The sequence below is a fragment of the Aquibacillus koreensis genome, from assembly GCF_025154055.1.
GTDB classification, from domain to species: Bacteria; Bacillota; Bacilli; order Bacillales; family Amphibacillaceae; genus Aquibacillus_C; species Aquibacillus_C koreensis.
The window spans coordinates 1-14988 of record NZ_JAOALK010000024.1 but is presented as its reverse complement, the minus strand read 5'-3'; the positions used below and the strand labels follow the sequence as shown (position 1 = coordinate 14988).

The 14988-nt window shown below is 36.6% G+C and carries 19 protein-coding genes; 17 read left to right on the top strand and 2 right to left on the bottom strand.

Features of this window, described 5'->3' with window-relative positions:
• Positions 1-316: 316 nt before the first annotated feature.
• On the bottom strand, positions 317-1483 hold the full coding sequence (locus NYQ66_RS06035; RefSeq protein ID WP_456151316.1) for an IS91 family transposase: 1167 nt from the start codon (positions 1481-1483) through the stop codon (positions 317-319).
• A complete protein-coding gene (locus tag NYQ66_RS06030; RefSeq protein ID WP_259867933.1) occupies positions 1480-2349 on the bottom strand; it encodes a tyrosine-type recombinase/integrase in 870 nt (289 codons plus the stop codon). The genes NYQ66_RS06035 and NYQ66_RS06030 overlap by 4 nt, the downstream gene beginning before the upstream one ends.
• Positions 2350-2743: 394 nt before the next feature.
• Here NYQ66_RS06030 and NYQ66_RS06025 point away from each other — a divergent pair, with 394 nt between their 5' ends.
• From NYQ66_RS06025 to NYQ66_RS05945, 17 genes are all read left to right on the top strand, one after another.
• Positions 2744-3043, top strand: a complete 300-nt coding sequence (locus NYQ66_RS06025; RefSeq protein ID WP_259867955.1) for a hypothetical protein — start codon at positions 2744-2746, stop codon at positions 3041-3043.
• Between the two features lie 277 nt (positions 3044-3320).
• Positions 3321-3500: a hypothetical protein gene (locus tag NYQ66_RS06020; RefSeq protein ID WP_259867953.1), complete on the top strand. Its 180-nt coding sequence runs from the start codon at positions 3321-3323 to the stop codon at positions 3498-3500.
• 80 nt (positions 3501-3580) lie between these two features.
• Positions 3581-3715 (top strand): hypothetical protein, encoded by a 135-nt coding sequence (locus NYQ66_RS06015; protein ID WP_259867952.1) that lies wholly within the window; start codon positions 3581-3583, stop codon positions 3713-3715.
• 95 nt (positions 3716-3810) lie between these two features.
• The gene (locus tag NYQ66_RS06010) at positions 3811-4005 is read left to right on the top strand and encodes a DUF6366 family protein (RefSeq protein ID WP_259867949.1); all 195 of its coding nucleotides are present in this window, start codon (positions 3811-3813) and stop codon (positions 4003-4005) included.
• Between the two features lie 112 nt (positions 4006-4117).
• Complete coding sequence (locus tag NYQ66_RS06005) at positions 4118-4633, top strand: GNAT family N-acetyltransferase (RefSeq protein ID WP_259867948.1); 516 nt, start codon at positions 4118-4120, stop codon at positions 4631-4633.
• A 204-nt stretch (positions 4634-4837) separates the two neighbouring features.
• Positions 4838-5413 (top strand): DUF4256 domain-containing protein, encoded by a 576-nt coding sequence (locus NYQ66_RS06000; protein WP_259867947.1) that lies wholly within the window; start codon positions 4838-4840, stop codon positions 5411-5413.
• 216 nt (positions 5414-5629) lie between these two features.
• Positions 5630-6361: a class I SAM-dependent methyltransferase gene (locus NYQ66_RS05995; RefSeq protein WP_259867945.1), complete on the top strand. Its 732-nt coding sequence runs from the start codon at positions 5630-5632 to the stop codon at positions 6359-6361.
• A gap of 218 nt (positions 6362-6579) precedes the next feature.
• Positions 6580-8289, top strand: a complete 1710-nt coding sequence (locus tag NYQ66_RS05990; RefSeq protein WP_259867944.1) for an ABC transporter ATP-binding protein — start codon at positions 6580-6582, stop codon at positions 8287-8289.
• A 297-nt stretch (positions 8290-8586) separates the two neighbouring features.
• Positions 8587-8661, top strand: a complete 75-nt coding sequence (locus NYQ66_RS05985) for a YjcZ family sporulation protein (RefSeq protein ID WP_259867957.1) — start codon at positions 8587-8589, stop codon at positions 8659-8661.
• 254 nt (positions 8662-8915) lie between these two features.
• Positions 8916-9434: a YfiT family bacillithiol transferase gene (locus NYQ66_RS05980; RefSeq protein WP_259867942.1), complete on the top strand. Its 519-nt coding sequence runs from the start codon at positions 8916-8918 to the stop codon at positions 9432-9434.
• A 117-nt stretch (positions 9435-9551) separates the two neighbouring features.
• Positions 9552-10064 carry a hypothetical protein gene (locus NYQ66_RS05975; protein WP_259867941.1) on the top strand — a complete coding sequence of 171 codons (513 nt, stop codon included), beginning with the start codon at positions 9552-9554 and terminating at the stop codon, positions 10062-10064.
• Between the two features lie 31 nt (positions 10065-10095).
• Positions 10096-10485, top strand: coding sequence for an ABC transporter permease (locus NYQ66_RS05970; protein ID WP_259867940.1), 390 nt, complete (start codon positions 10096-10098; stop codon positions 10483-10485).
• A gap of 46 nt (positions 10486-10531) precedes the next feature.
• Positions 10532-10945, top strand: coding sequence for a hypothetical protein (locus NYQ66_RS05965; protein WP_259867938.1), 414 nt, complete (start codon positions 10532-10534; stop codon positions 10943-10945).
• Positions 10946-11072: 127 nt separating this feature from the next.
• Positions 11073-11570 (top strand): RNA polymerase sigma factor, encoded by a 498-nt coding sequence (locus tag NYQ66_RS05960; RefSeq protein ID WP_259867936.1) that lies wholly within the window; start codon positions 11073-11075, stop codon positions 11568-11570.
• Positions 11560-12285 (top strand): hypothetical protein, encoded by a 726-nt coding sequence (locus tag NYQ66_RS05955; RefSeq protein WP_259867934.1) that lies wholly within the window; start codon positions 11560-11562, stop codon positions 12283-12285. The genes NYQ66_RS05960 and NYQ66_RS05955 overlap by 11 nt, the downstream gene beginning before the upstream one ends.
• A 354-nt stretch (positions 12286-12639) precedes the next feature.
• Entirely contained in the window at positions 12640-13509 is an 870-nt protein-coding gene (locus tag NYQ66_RS05950; RefSeq protein WP_259867933.1) for a tyrosine-type recombinase/integrase, read from the top strand.
• Entirely contained in the window at positions 13506-14672 is a 1167-nt protein-coding gene (locus NYQ66_RS05945; RefSeq protein WP_456151316.1) for an IS91 family transposase, read from the top strand. Before NYQ66_RS05950 ends, NYQ66_RS05945 begins: the two co-directional genes overlap by 4 nt.
• Positions 14673-14988 lie beyond the last annotated feature (316 nt).

Here is a 14988-nt window from a genome sequence, read left to right as displayed (position 1 = left end):
GGGACGGTTCTTTTAGGGAACAATCGGAAGTTTGCGAAAAAAGAAGGCACATTTAGCTATTTAAGCTATCTGTGCCTTTGTACTATCTCGTATTACCACTATCCGCAAATTTTTGATTGTCCCAGAAGGACGAAGTCGCTTCCTTCTCTTCCTATGGGGATTCAATCCTCCCCAACCTCATTTTTGATCTTTTATTTATCAGTTTTTTTAACTGTTATCTATGTTTTTTCTTAAAAACATAGATAACAGTTAAAAATGGGTGTACTTTCCCCCTCCCCATTTAAGAGGCTTTTAAAAAAGCATTTAATTCTACCGATCACGGTATCTTATATGATGGAAACGGCGGTATCTTAAATGAATGAACGCTTTCTAGATGACCTTTTTTACACGAAGGACACAAAGTCATATCCTTATTTAATATTTTTCCAAGGACTTCAATTTTACTTAACCCTTCATATAACGGTTTATAGCTAGGGCTCTTTGTTAGTCTTCGACAACGTTCCAACTTCGTTTTTCTATTTCGATTTGCTAATAAACCATAATGCCTTACTTTCACAAATCGTGTCGGTAATACATGCATTAAAAAACGCCGAATAAATTCTACTTTGGTCATCTTTACTTGCTTTCTCTTATTGTTATTCTTATAGTCTTTTACACCGATGGTCACTGTATCATAACCTTGTGAAAGGATACGTTTATTCGAAATGGCAATTCTGTGCGTGTATAATCCAAGGTACTTCATCACAGCTAAAGGACCTGAAAATGTTCTTTTGGTATAACTATACCAATTCAGTTCATAACAGCTATCTAGTAATTGTTGAAACTGACTTCTAGATTGATATTTTGTTGTTTCAGTAAAGAACTTTAATTTCTTTTGGTTGTAATATTGTTTGAGATAATAGAGAAATTTCCCTCTAAATTGCTTTGATAAAACTTTCACAGGAATAAAGAATTTTTTACTCGTTTCCTTCCAACGGTTATCTTTTGTCAGGCCTCCGGCCAAGACTATGGTATGAATGTGAGGATGATAGTGTAAATTCTGGCCCCAAGTATGCAAGACAGATAAAAAGCCAATTTGGGCACCTAAATATTTATCGTCCCATGCGAGTTCGTTCAAAGTTTCTGCCACTGCTTTGTACATTAATTTATAAAGTAGTTTTTGATTGTGATAGATCAACATGTGTAATTGTTCGGGTATCGTAAACACGACGTGAAAATAGGGTGCGTTTAAAATATCTTTGCTTCTTTGATCCACCCAAATCTCTTTATCAACTCCTTGACATTGCGGACAGTGACGATTTCGACAAGAATTATAGCTAAGTTTTGAATCACCACATGAATCACACTCATGCCTGTGACCTCCTAAAGCATCTGTTTTACAATTTTTAATGGCCGTGGCTGCTTTTGCCTGTTCTATGGATACTTTATGAGTTACTCTAAAGTAATCGTAGTTATCAACGAATAAACTTTGTATAGTCATCAATTTTTACCTCTAGGCTGGTCCAATGGACTTTTGATCCCCATTAAACTTTTAGAAGTCATGTGTAAATAAGCAACTGTCGTTGCCACTCTTTTATGACCTAACATATGTTGTATATGCACAGGATCAATTCCGTCTTCGAGAGAGTGTGTCGCAAAACAATGCCGTAAGGTATGTGCTGAAATTGCTGTATCGAGATTTAATCTTTCTCTAATTTTAAGAAAGGTATTTTGTATGCTTTTAACCGTAATATGATTCTCTTGCTTTTGTCCCTTGAAGAGCCAATCATTTTTAGAAAAGGATCGATGATGATAGGCTTTGAAATACTCTCGCAGGACAAGAAGACTAGCTTCAGACAAAATGGTATAACGGTTCGTATCGTGTTTTGTTTTCTGCACACGAACTCGCATTCCTTGACTATCTATATCACTAATTTTTAGTCGTGCAACTTCACTAACGCGCAATCCACTACCATAGATTAAGGCGAGAATCGCCTTATGTTTTAAATTATTGGTACCCTCTAAAAGTGCATATACTTGCTCTCTAGGTGGAATAACAGGGAAGCTCTTGCCTCTTCTCATTCTAGGTACCTTTATTGGATTCCAGGTTTTCTCTAGTACATACGTGTAAAAAAACTTAATAGATGAAATACAATTATTTATTGTCCCTGGTGAAAGTTTTCTATCTCTTTTTAAGTGAAGGATATACCCCTGAATATCTTCAAAAGCAACTTCATCAATTTCTATCTCTAATACTACTTCCACATAGAATAAAAAATCGTTTATTCTTCTTCTCATAGATTTTCTTGTGGATTCTGGTGAGTTCTTAAGCTCAAAGAATAGTTCGATCTGTCGTTTATATTTTTCCATTATAAAAGCCCTCCGATTTGTTAGTTGATTTTTAAACAAACCGGAAGGTGGGTGGTCCACGATTAAGTGGAGTAAAATATTGGTTATGTAATTTTGTTGTTTTTCGTGTTAGAATAAATTTCATAGAAGTATGCTCTCTCTTTTTTATTGTTTGGTTTGGCGATTAAACAATATCACAGAAAGCATACTTTTTCTTTATGTTCTTAATGGTTTTCTTCCCTTAATAACCCTCTATCTGTATTTTTTTCCTCTTTACATAATAACGCTCTATCCCATAGCCATCGCGGGACGCGATTTCGTTCTTCTTGTACATATATGGAATAAATTAGGAAACGTGCACACAAGAACCGTCCCTTCGTTTACGATCCCTATTCTATTGAAAGGGGGAATGCAAGTGAAAAAATTAATTGTTTATTCCCTGTTTATCGTTTTGTTATTGTCCGGCTGTTCAGATTTCAAGGGTAGAGTTCTTGAAATGAAAGAATCTAGCATTGTAGTCGGAACGGATGACCCAGATCCTGAGACAACATATCCTACATATGAAATCTTAATTGATGATAAGACTGAATTCACAGGTAAGGTTGATGAGTTTTCTGATTTGAAAGAGGATTCAATCGTTAAGCTTTGGATACTAGATAAAGGTGATTCAAATAAGATTGATAATAAATTGGCAAGTAAGATCGCTGTGGAATAACTATTTATTTAGAAGTATTAGTTTACTGAAAAGTAGCAGTATGGATAGCTAGGGTGTAAAAAAGTAGTAGGTGGAGCAGCCATACGATATTAGATGGCATTGGATTAAGGTACGGTGCTTGTTCCTTATTAAATGGAAAATTTAGAAGCACGTCAAATGAAAGACTTAAATGAATAATCGTGCATAAGTAGGATTGTCGATAACGGTGATCCTTTTTTATGCTTTGAAAAAATATTGGTATTTTATGTTAAAATGAATAAAGAGTATTCGGGGCAAATTGGAAAGGGGTAGAGTATGGCAAGACTCTATCTATCTATTTTTTCATCAGAGTAATAAGGAAAAAAAGGAAGGTTTTGAAGAACAAACGGAAACAATGGATTTAGAATTACACGAAACATATACGAATAAAAATGCACTGGTGTTTTATGGTGATACAAAGGAACTACTCCTAAGTTGAATATGGACATAAGTTTATTGGAATAAGGTATGGGCAGACCACTGCTTGCGCTTTGGGATTTTATGAATAGGGGGATGTAAATGGATGTGATCGGAATTGCAATTTTACTTATTATATTTTTTTCTTCAGGTATCATTGAAAAAAGGCTAAAAACAATCGAAACCCAAAATAAACAAGTCATCGAAATTCTACAACAAATAAGAGATAAAATGTAAGGCATAGTAGGAAACGTGGGGACGGTTCTTGTGTTTCCAAAAAACGTGAACAGGAGAACCGTCCCCATGTTTCCACATATAAGGAGTGGATCCGAATGAGTCGAGAGAAGGAAAATGCAGATAGAACAAGAGAAAGAATACGTCAGGAAGAACTAAAGCGAAATCCTGGAGGAAGTATCCACGGTGGAGGATTGCCTGATTTAGTTGGTGGATTAGGATGGAAGGGTACTGGGATACTTATTCTTGTGTTGATTGTAGGGTTTATCGTCTATGCTGTGTTTTTTCGTTAAAGAAGCAAAACTTTTAGAATACGGTCTTATCAAAAACTATTGAATAAGGCGGTGGAGCACACTTTCATTTTAAAATAAAAAAAACCTTTCCTTGTAAGAGTAATAAGATGGGATGCTGGTACTTTATGCTAAAATCATAAATGATGAACAAAAGGAGGGGGAGACTCTGGCTTCCTATCAAATAAAGAAATTAAATCCCGAAGATTATAACAAGTGTCAGAGCATTTGGGATATGGGTAAGAATCCAAAAATGGCTAAGATATTTTACGATGAATTAGTAAGCGGAAATAGAATCACCTTTATTTATACAGAAAACGAGGAGTTTATAGGAGAGGGCTCATTAGTTTTTAAAAAAGATGACCCAGACTATACTATTCCGAAAAAACGAATTTATCTATCTCGGATGATAGTGAAAAAAGAATTCCAAAATCGTGGTATTGGTGGGACCATTCTTGATTATTTGATGGATTATGCGAGACAACTAGGATTTGAAGAAATGGCACTAGGTGTTGATACAGATAATCTAAGCGCAAGACATCTATATGAAAAGAAAGGATTTACGACTAGTATCTTTAAAGGCGAAGACGAATATGGTGAGTTTGAGAGATTACTAAAAATTTTAGTCTAATGGACTGAGGTAATTGTCCCATCCAGCATTTTTCCAAGAAGTTAATTTATTGAAGGTATTGTAGAGAGTAAAAAGTAGGTTGAAAAATTCGTTTGTAGGATAAAGTAGTACGAGGAGTGAAAATGGAAACATGGGGACGGTTCTCCTGTTTCCGAGATCGTGAACAGGAGAACCGTCCCCATGTTTCCAAATGGAGGGATAGATATGGTAGCGAATAATAATGTAGGTATGGAGTTAGCACCGGAACAGCGGGATGAGATTTTGAACATATTAAGAGAGCGTTTTGAGAAAAACATGCATCGCCATGAAGGGATTGAATGGAATCAAGTGCGAGCTAAGCTTGATGTAAATAGGGAAAAGTTATGGTCGCTTCACGAGATGGAAAGAACAGGCGGCGAACCGGATGTGGTTGACTTTGATCAGGATTCAGGTGTCTACATTTTCTATGATTGCTCAAAGGAAAGTCCTAAAGGGCGCAGAAGTATTTGTTATGACCGTGAAGCACTGGAGTCTAGGAAAAAACACAAGCCAGAAAACAGCGCGATCGATATGGCAACCGACATGGGAATAGAAATGTTAAAGGAAGAACAATATCGGGCATTGCAACAATTAGAAAGTGTCGATAATAAAACATCGAGTTGGGTGCAGACCCCATCTGATATAAGAGAACGCGGTGGTGCGCTATTTTGTGATCGTCGTTTTGGGCATGTTTTTGTTTATCATAATGGCGCGGATTCTTATTATGGTGTAAGAGGTTTCCGAGGTTCGTTAAGGGTTTAATCAGACGGAGATATCCATTTATTGATTTGTGTGAGCCAAACCTTGATAAATTTTGCTTCATACATAGCGGGTTAATCTTATCCTCAGGACGATAGAAAGCGGCGTTTCTCAATAAATCATTGTGAGAGACGCCCATTTTTTGTTAATAAAAAGGCGAGAGAAATAGTATGCGGGAATTTCATCCAGATTAAACATGAAAAATAGAGGAGGGTAAACATGAAGCAAAACAAATATGATGAAGCACGTTTTTTTTCTGCTTATGAAAAAATGCCACGTTCGACCAAAGGGTTGGAAGGTGCTGGAGAATGGCACATACTAAGAAAAATGATCCCGGACTTGCGCAATAAAAGTGTGCTTGATTTAGGCTGTGGTTATGGCTGGCATTGTCGTTATGCGCGTGAACAACAAGCTAGTTCTGTTATCGGTGTAGATATATCTGAAAAAATGCTTCAAAAAGCTCGTGAAATGACGGATGACGCAGCCATTACGTATCTTCAATTACCGGTAGAAGATATCGACTTTTCCGACTCGCAGTTTGATGTGATTTTTAGTTCATTAGCTTTTCACTATATAAAATCGTTTGATCAACTTTGTCAGAAGGTTTATCGTTATCTAAAGCCTGGCGGTTGCTTTCTATTTTCCGTTGAGCATCCAATTTTTACTTCTCGTGAGGAACAAGATTGGTTTTATGATGAACATGGAAATCGAGTGCACTGGGCAGTTGACCATTACCAAGAAGAAGGTGCGCGAAAAACAACATTCCTTACCGAAAACGTGGTTAAATATCATCGGACTGTCTCGACGTATATGAACAATTTAATTCATGCAGGTTTTATCATAAAAGAAGTCAATGAACCGATTCCTTCTGATGAAATGTTAAAGCACTATCCTGAAGCAAAAGATGAGCTTCGGAGACCTATGTTTTTAATTATTTCATCACAGAAGTAATTAGTACATGTACTTCCATTGGTGTTGCAAGCTTATTGAATAGTAGCGATCCATCTCTCTGACCTACCTACGAGTAGTATGCACATGATAAAATGATTGTCTTTTCCACTCAATCCGCTATAATGATATTCATTATGGCTTTTTGATAGGTGAAATTCTCTAAACTTAAAGCCTCAAATACTCAATATAGAAACAAAACAGAAGGAAGGGGTGGGGGAGTGTTAAAACGATTCTTTTCGTATTACACACCATATAAAGGCTTATTTTTTCTTGATTTTTCATGTGCAGTTTTAGTTGGTTTACTTGAACTTGCTTTTCCACTAGCTGTTAACTATGTGATTGATACATTACTACCGCAGGGGTCATGGGTCGTTATATTTTGGGCATGTCTCGGGTTACTAGCTATTTATATGATTAATTCGGGGTTGCATTTCATTGTGACGTATTGGGGCCATAATCTCGGTATTAATATTGAAACGGACATGCGGAGAAAGCTTTTCCAACACATGCAAAAGTTATCGTTCGGCTTTTATGATAACAATAAAACGGGGCATTCGATCTCTCGTTTAACAAAAGATTTAGAAGAGATTGGCGAGGTTGCGCACCATGGTCCAGAGGATGTTTTCGTAGCTATCATGACCTTAATTGGGTCCTTTGCAATTATGTTGTCGATCAACTGGAAACTAGCAGTTTTGTCGTTTATCGTTATTCCATTATTGTTGGTATTCGTGATTCATTTTAATAAAAAAATGACTGTTACTTTTAGACGCATGTTCAGTGATGTAGCTGATATCAATGCACGCGTGGAAGATAGTATTGGTGGTATTCGTGTTGTACAAGCTTTTGCAAATGAAAAATATGAGCAGAAGCAATTTAGTGTAAACAACGAACGCTATCGTCAAACAAAGCTTGCTTCTTATAAAATTATGGCGCAGAATATTACAGCTAACTATATGTTGATGCGCTTAATTACGTTATTCACCTTACTATTCGGAACGTATTTCGTCATCATTGATGATTTAACTTATGGTCAATTTGTTGCATTTATTTTATTATCTAATATTCTTATTGGACCGATTCAAAAATTAAATGCCGTTATTGAAAGTTATCCAAAAGGGTTTGCTGGGTTCAAGCGTTATACAGAGGTATTGGATATTGATCCTGATATCGCAGACCGACCAGAAGCGAAAGATGTTGAGTTAAAAGGAGACATTACGTACGAAAACGTCTCTTTTGGCTATAAAGGTCTAGATCGTGTACTAAATGACATTAATCTTACCATTCATCAAGGAGAGACGGTTGCTTTTGTTGGTCCATCAGGTGCTGGAAAAACGACGTTATGTAGCTTGTTGCCACGTTTCTATGAGATCGAAGAAGGTACCATTAAAGTGGACGGGCATGATATTCAAGATATTACCTTGGAGTCGCTGCGTGGCCAAATAGGAATCGTGCAACAGGATGTATTCCTATTTTCCGGTACGCTGCGTGAAAATATCACATATGGTAAGTTGAATGCAAATGATGATGAAATTATGGACGCGGCAAAGAAAGCTAGACTTGATGACTTTATTGCTACACAACCAATGGGTCTTGAAACAGTGATCGGCGAGCGTGGCGTAAAGCTCTCAGGTGGCCAGAAACAAAGGCTTGCAATTGCAAGGATGTTCCTTAAAAATCCACCAATTCTAATTTTAGATGAAGCAACATCGGCTTTAGATACGGAAACTGAAATGGCGATCCAACAATCCTTAAATGAATTATCAAAAGGAAGAACAACCCTTGTCATCGCCCACAGACTAGCAACCATTAAAAATGCTAACCGAATTGTGGTTGTAACAAAAGACGGCATAGCAGAACAAGGCCCACATGAAGAGTTAATCGCTAAAAACGGAATCTACAAACGACTCCACCAAGCACAGTTCGGATGATCTTGTAGCCTGGATGAGATGGAGGAAACAGGGGGACAGACCTCGTAAGCAGAGGGACGGTTCTCCTGTTTACGTATTTGGATTAAAATGGAAGAATTGTGGACAGGAGAACCGTCCCCCTGTTTCCAAAAGAGTGACACGGCAGGAGCCTAATCTTTATGGATATGTGCGAGCGCCCACGCAGTGGTGGGGAAAGTGCATAGTATAGATATTGAACAGCTTAAAGATAAGGCAAAGGTAAGCTGTGATCGCGGAACATCGCACACAAAAATAATCTTTCATGGAGGTGTTGATGAGATGCACAACAGTTTTGCATTGATCGTCGTGTTATTTATCTTGTTAATTATCGTGGGGACTTCTTACGTTGTCTAAAATTTTATAATTAAAATATGGAGAGGTCATAGTTCTACTGTGGCCTCTTTTGGTGTCTGAAAATGGAAACAGGGCGACAGACCTCGTAAGCAGAGGGACGGTTCTCCTGTTTACGTATTTGGCGTAAAATGGAAGAAGTGTGAACAGGAGAACCGTCCCCCAGTTTCCATTTTAAAAGGGTTGAACAGAGGTGAGGTTGAATTATACAGTTATAGAATGTAGTAAATAAATCGAAAATCTGGGAGGCATAGCAAATGGATCATAGCTATCCAATTGGGAAATTTGAATTTAGTGGCGAGATTACTAGTAGTGTCATCAAGAACTGGATCAGTGATATAGAAGAACTACCAAGATTAGTAAGAGATGCTGTAAAACACTTAGATCAGAATCAACTTGACACTCCTTACCGTATTGGAGGATGGACGATTCGACAAGTTATACATCACCTTGCAGACAGCCATATGAATGCCTATGTGCGCTTTAAGTTAGCGCTTACAGAAAATAACCCTGTCATTAAACCCTATGAGGAAGCAGAATGGGCAGAACTGTCCGACTATAAGCTCCCAATTGATATTTCCCTAACCCTGCTTGATGCTTTACACGCTCGATGGACAAGCCTTTTACATAGTTTACAGCCGACGGATATGGATAAATTATTTACACATCCAGATTCAGGTGAGGTGTCAGTAGGTGAAAATATTGGAATCTACGCGTGGCATGGTCGACATCACCTTGCGCACATTACCTCTTTATGTGGACAAAAAGGTTGGTAAGATTGGTAGTGTTTTTTCTGATTGAAGAAACACTTTTTAAAATTTCGCATAAGTAAAAGGGAAATAATGTTAAAATAGGATGTGAAACGTACCCTCTTATGAAGGGGAGGAGAAAACATGAGAGTGGTTTTAGAATCTTTACGATTTGTTATTATATTTTCATTACTCTGGACAATGATCGGTGCAATTACTCACCTAACCCTGTTAAGTCTAGGTGTTATTGTTGAACCATATATTTGGATTGCATTCGTTGGTGTATTAATCTTTATGTTTGCACTATATCGCAATAGGGGGTGGGGGATATTTTTTAATAAAAAAATTCTCTGTACGTCTGTTATTTTAATTATACTTTTTGTATTATTTATTCCCGATTCATCCCCTGCACATTTACACACAACGAAATACGTCTATTCGTATGGTTTTCCATTTCAATTTTTAACCTTATATGTCGAAAACGGAAATGAATTCGTTATTTCTAATCTCTTTTCTGGAGGAATTACGGCTTGGGATTTGAGTATGGGGGTGTTTGGTAATTTTATCTTGTTCTATTTTACATTACACTTCATACGAAAAAAATTATCCAACGGTTTAGTAAATAAGAAAAGTGAATCAACAAGCGACATTCATTAACAGATACTTATACTAGTTAAGGAGAAATCACATGTTTAAACAGTTTTATGATCACGTAGAAAAGTCACCTAAAATATACCTTACTTTCGCTATTTTCATTATTCTATTTTATTCTGGCTTGTCCTTTACTTTTGTCATTCCTGGATTAAAAGGTTTTGATTTATTTATGACGCTTTTGACGGTAGTTATGTATTTTGTGGCTGCTAATATTTTTGTAGAATTATATAAAAATAGAATTGCCCTTGTTTTCATCGGAACCTTATTATTAAGTAGCCTAGGAATGGGCTGGCGACTTTGGCTTGAATGGGGAGAATATAGTTTAGTGGAACATATGAATCCTGTAGTGTTAGTTGGTTATCCATCTATTTCTGCTTTCCTCATCACAGTGATGTATAGCATTTGTAATAGGTACAAGAAATAAGTCTGTAAACAACTGGCTTGTTAGATTATGAAGGAGTGCAGTATCCATGTTCAAGAGAAAACTAATCACATTATTTTTAGCCTCGATCCTATCCATCTCTCTTATTTCTTCGTATTACGTTGTGACAGATGGAGCGCCATTTTTCTCAGTTGTATCAGTAATTGGTTTATTTGCTGCTCCATTCTTGCTTCTTTACGGGCTACCAGTAAGTTGTTTATCAGACAAATTAACAGAACTTTTATATGGAAAATCAAGACTAGGCTTGTCCTTTGTTCTTCATGTCAGTTTCGGGTTTAGTTTCCTATTTATTGTCGGATTCATATTCGATAGCCAGTCGATCTTAACTGATTTCGGGCAGTTTTTTACCATGAATAGAGATATTTTTATAGCTTCTATTTTCACGTCTGTTTGTTTTTGGACAATTGATGAGGGAATAAAGGTTTGTCCTTTAATTGAATGAAAATCTAACAAAAACTGCTTGTAAAGCGATACTTTCGGAGTATCGCTTTTATTGTATGAAAAAGTTTTTAATGTAAAGGGAACTTTTCCGGGAGCTACCCGGTCTGTAATTGTAGAAGGAGGTGTTTATGTTAGTGGAATTCGATGAACACGCGTTGTATGAGACCTATTTCGAAAAGGTGTACAAAGTGACCTATTATATTCTGAAAAACGAAGAGCTAGCTAAAGATGCTACGCATGATAGGTTTATAAAAGTCTTTAAAAACCTAGGGAAAATCAACAAACAATCGAAAGTGAATGCATGGATCACGACCATTGCGACACGTACAGCTATCGATATTTATAATAAAAACAAAAAACAATCAACACAGGAGTTTAAGGATGAAAACTATGGATCTGATGCAAATATGTTTGATTTTGAGATGCATGAACTGGTCAATTATTTAGAACATATCCCTCCAGAACATAAACAAGTTTTAGTTTTAAAATATGTGGAGGATTTAACGGAGAAGGAAATTGCAAAACTTCTTTCCAACAAAGTTGGTACCGTTAAGTCAAGAATATTCCGTGCGAAGGAAAGATTATATGAGCAATATAAAATAGGAGGTGATCAGTATGGAAAATAATCGAGAAAAGGCTATGAGAGAATTTTTAACAAAAGAAATAGACGCGATTGAAGTGCCAAAAGGGTTAAAAGAAGAGATGTGGTCGCAAGTGAAATTATCTAGAAAGAAAAGGCGTTTTCCATCAAAACTAATCCCCTTTGTTGCTGCGATTGCATGTCTAGCTATCTTGATTCCCCTTGGATTAAGTGAAATTCCCTTTGGCACTAATGTTGAGCAGTCCACTAGTGGAGGGGAAACTTACACGAATGAAACAGCGAATGTTTCAACGGTAATTGGCGAGGACTGGGAGCAAGTGGACATTCCAAGCAGTAATCCTGATTCCATAATATTTAGAGTAGAGGAGCAGCTATTTGTTGAGATTCACCAATCTGTCTTACAAATAACAACTGGAACTGGTGAACAAGATAGTACGGTCGATATTTTAAAAACTTCATTTAATGAAAGCGGCTCCTATCAAGATTTTGAAAGCCGATTCTTGGAAAAACACGCACAATTTTCTGGTATGTCATACGAAGAGTTTGATGTAACAGAGGGAGGTATTCCAATTTACTATGGCAAGTTGGGAGAGAGCGCCGAAATATTTGCAGTTATGGAAGCTGAAAATACGCCTTATTTCATCTACCTGAGTACAAGTGATCCGGTTGAATCAATAAAAGAACAAAAGTATTACACGATTTTTTTAGAAATGTTGGATCGGACTAAGCCCTTAAGCTAGTTGTGAACATGGGGACGGTTCTGTGTACACGTTTCAAACGTGTACACAAGAAGAACGAAATCGCGTCCCGCGATGGCTATGGGATAGAGCGTTATTATGTAAAGAGGAAAAAAATACAGATAGAGGGTTATTAAGGGAAGAAAACCATTAAGAACATAAAGAAAAAGTATGCTTTCTGTGATATTGTTTAATCGCCAAACCAAACAATAAAAAAGAGAGAGCATACTTCTATGAAATTTATTCTAACACGAAAAACAACAAAATTACATAACCAATATTTTACTCCACTTAATCGTGGACCACCCACCTTCCGGTTTGTTTAAAAATCAACTAACAAATCGGAGGGCTTTTATAATGGAAAAATATAAACGACAGATCGAACTATTCTTTGAGCTTAAGAACTCACCAGAATCCACAAGAAAATCTATGAGAAGAAGAATAAACGATTTTTTATTCTATGTGGAAGTAGTATTAGAGATAGAAATTGATGAAGTTGCTTTTGAAGATATTCAGGGGTATATCCTTCACTTAAAAAGAGATAGAAAACTTTCACCAGGGACAATAAATAATTGTATTTCATCTATTAAGTTTTTTTACACGTATGTACTAGAGAAAACCTGGAATCCAATAAAGGTACCTAGAATGAGAAGAGGCAAGAGCTTCCCTGTTATTCCACCTAGAGAGCAAGTATATGCACTTTTAGAGGGTACCAATAATTTAAAACATAAGGCGATTCTCGCCTTAATCTATGGTAGTGGATTGCGCGTTAGTGAAGTTGCACGACTAAAAATTAGTGATATAGATAGTCAAGGAATGCGAGTTCGTGTGCAGAAAACAAAACACGATACGAACCGTTATACCATTTTGTCTGAAGCTAGTCTTCTTGTCCTGCGAGAGTATTTCAAAGCCTATCATCATCGATCCTTTTCTAAAAATGATTGGCTCTTCAAGGGACAAAAGCAAGAGAATCATATTACGGTTAAAAGCATACAAAATACCTTTCTTAAAATTAGAGAAAGATTAAATCTCGATACAGCAATTTCAGCACATACCTTACGGCATTGTTTTGCGACACACTCTCTCGAAGACGGAATTGATCCTGTGCATATACAACATATGTTAGGTCATAAAAGAGTGGCAACGACAGTTGCTTATTTACACATGACTTCTAAAAGTTTAATGGGGATCAAAAGTCCATTGGACCAGCCTAGAGGTAAAAATTGATGACTATACAAAGTTTATTCGTTGATAACTACGATTACTTTAGAGTAACTCATAAAGTATCCATAGAACAGGCAAAAGCAGCCACGGCCATTAAAAATTGTAAAACAGATGCTTTAGGAGGTCACAGGCATGAGTGTGATTCATGTGGTGATTCAAAACTTAGCTATAATTCTTGTCGAAATCGTCACTGTCCGCAATGTCAAGGAGTTGATAAAGAGATTTGGGTGGATCAAAGAAGCAAAGATATTTTAAACGCACCCTATTTTCACGTCGTGTTTACGATACCCGAACAATTACACATGTTGATCTATCACAATCAAAAACTACTTTATAAATTAATGTACAAAGCAGTGGCAGAAACTTTGAACGAACTCGCATGGGACGATAAATATTTAGGTGCCCAAATTGGCTTTTTATCTGTCTTGCATACTTGGGGCCAGAATTTACACTATCATCCTCACATTCATACCATAGTCTTGGCCGGAGGCCTGACAAAAGATAACCGTTGGAAGGAAACGAGTAAAAAATTCTTTATTCCTGTGAAAGTTTTATCAAAGCAATTTAGAGGGAAATTTCTCTATTATCTCAAACAATATTACAACCAAAAGAAATTAAAGTTCTTTACTGAAACAACAAAATATCAATCTAGAAGTCAGTTTCAACAATTACTAGATAGCTGTTATGAACTGAATTGGTATAGTTATACCAAAAGAACATTTTCAGGTCCTTTAGCTGTGATGAAGTACCTTGGATTATACACGCACAGAATTGCCATTTCGAATAAACGTATCCTTTCACAAGGTTATGATACAGTGACCATCGGTGTAAAAGACTATAAGAATAACAATAAGAGAAAGCAAGTAAAGATGACCAAAGTAGAATTTATTCGGCGTTTTTTAATGCATGTATTACCGACACGATTTGTGAAAGTAAGGCATTATGGTTTATTAGCAAATCGAAATAGAAAAACGAAGTTGGAACGTTGTCGAAGACTAACAAAGAGCCCTAGCTATAAACCGTTATATGAAGGGTTAAGTAAAATTGAAGTCCTTGGAAAAATATTAAATAAGGATATGACTTTGTGTCCTTCGTGTAAAAAAGGTCATCTAGAAAGCGTTCATTCATTTAAGATACCGCCGTTTCCATCATATAAGATACCGTGATCGGTAGAATTAAATGCTTTTTTAAAAGCCTCTTAAATGGGGAGGGGGAAAGTACACCCATTTTTAACTGTTATCTATGTTTTTAAGAAAAAACATAGATAACAGTTAAAAAAACTGATAAATAAAAGATCAAAAATGAGGTTGGGGAGGATTGAATCCCCATAGGAAGAGAAGGAAGCGACTTCGTCCTTCTGGGACAATCAAAAATTTGCGGATAGTGGTAATACGAGATAGTACAAAGGCACAGATAGCTTAAATAGCTAAATGTGCCTTCTTTTTTCGCAAACTTCCGATTGTTCCCTAAAAGAACCGTCCC

What these genes read in the sequence shown, in the direction of transcription:
- NYQ66_RS06030 (WP_259867933.1), bottom strand. Translation starts at nt 2,349, where the DNA reads ATGGAAAAATATAAACGACAGATCGAACTATTCTTTGAGCTTAAGAAC.
- NYQ66_RS06015 (WP_259867952.1), top strand. Translation starts at nt 3,581, where the DNA reads ATGGATGTGATCGGAATTGCAATTTTACTTATTATATTTTTTTCTTCA.
- NYQ66_RS06010 (WP_259867949.1), top strand. Translation starts at nt 3,811, where the DNA reads ATGAGTCGAGAGAAGGAAAATGCAGATAGAACAAGAGAAAGAATACGT.
- NYQ66_RS06005 (WP_259867948.1), top strand. Translation starts at nt 4,118, where the DNA reads ATGCTGGTACTTTATGCTAAAATCATAAATGATGAACAAAAGGAGGGG.
- NYQ66_RS06000 (WP_259867947.1), top strand. Translation starts at nt 4,838, where the DNA reads ATGGTAGCGAATAATAATGTAGGTATGGAGTTAGCACCGGAACAGCGG.
- NYQ66_RS05995 (WP_259867945.1), top strand. Translation starts at nt 5,630, where the DNA reads ATGAAGCAAAACAAATATGATGAAGCACGTTTTTTTTCTGCTTATGAA.
- NYQ66_RS05980 (WP_259867942.1), top strand. Translation starts at nt 8,916, where the DNA reads ATGGATCATAGCTATCCAATTGGGAAATTTGAATTTAGTGGCGAGATT.
- NYQ66_RS05975 (WP_259867941.1), top strand. Translation starts at nt 9,552, where the DNA reads ATGAGAGTGGTTTTAGAATCTTTACGATTTGTTATTATATTTTCATTA.
- NYQ66_RS05970 (WP_259867940.1), top strand. Translation starts at nt 10,096, where the DNA reads ATGTTTAAACAGTTTTATGATCACGTAGAAAAGTCACCTAAAATATAC.
- NYQ66_RS05965 (WP_259867938.1), top strand. Translation starts at nt 10,532, where the DNA reads ATGTTCAAGAGAAAACTAATCACATTATTTTTAGCCTCGATCCTATCC.
- NYQ66_RS05960 (WP_259867936.1), top strand. Translation starts at nt 11,073, where the DNA reads ATGTTAGTGGAATTCGATGAACACGCGTTGTATGAGACCTATTTCGAA.
- NYQ66_RS05955 (WP_259867934.1), top strand. Translation starts at nt 11,560, where the DNA reads ATGGAAAATAATCGAGAAAAGGCTATGAGAGAATTTTTAACAAAAGAA.
- NYQ66_RS05950 (WP_259867933.1), top strand. Translation starts at nt 12,640, where the DNA reads ATGGAAAAATATAAACGACAGATCGAACTATTCTTTGAGCTTAAGAAC.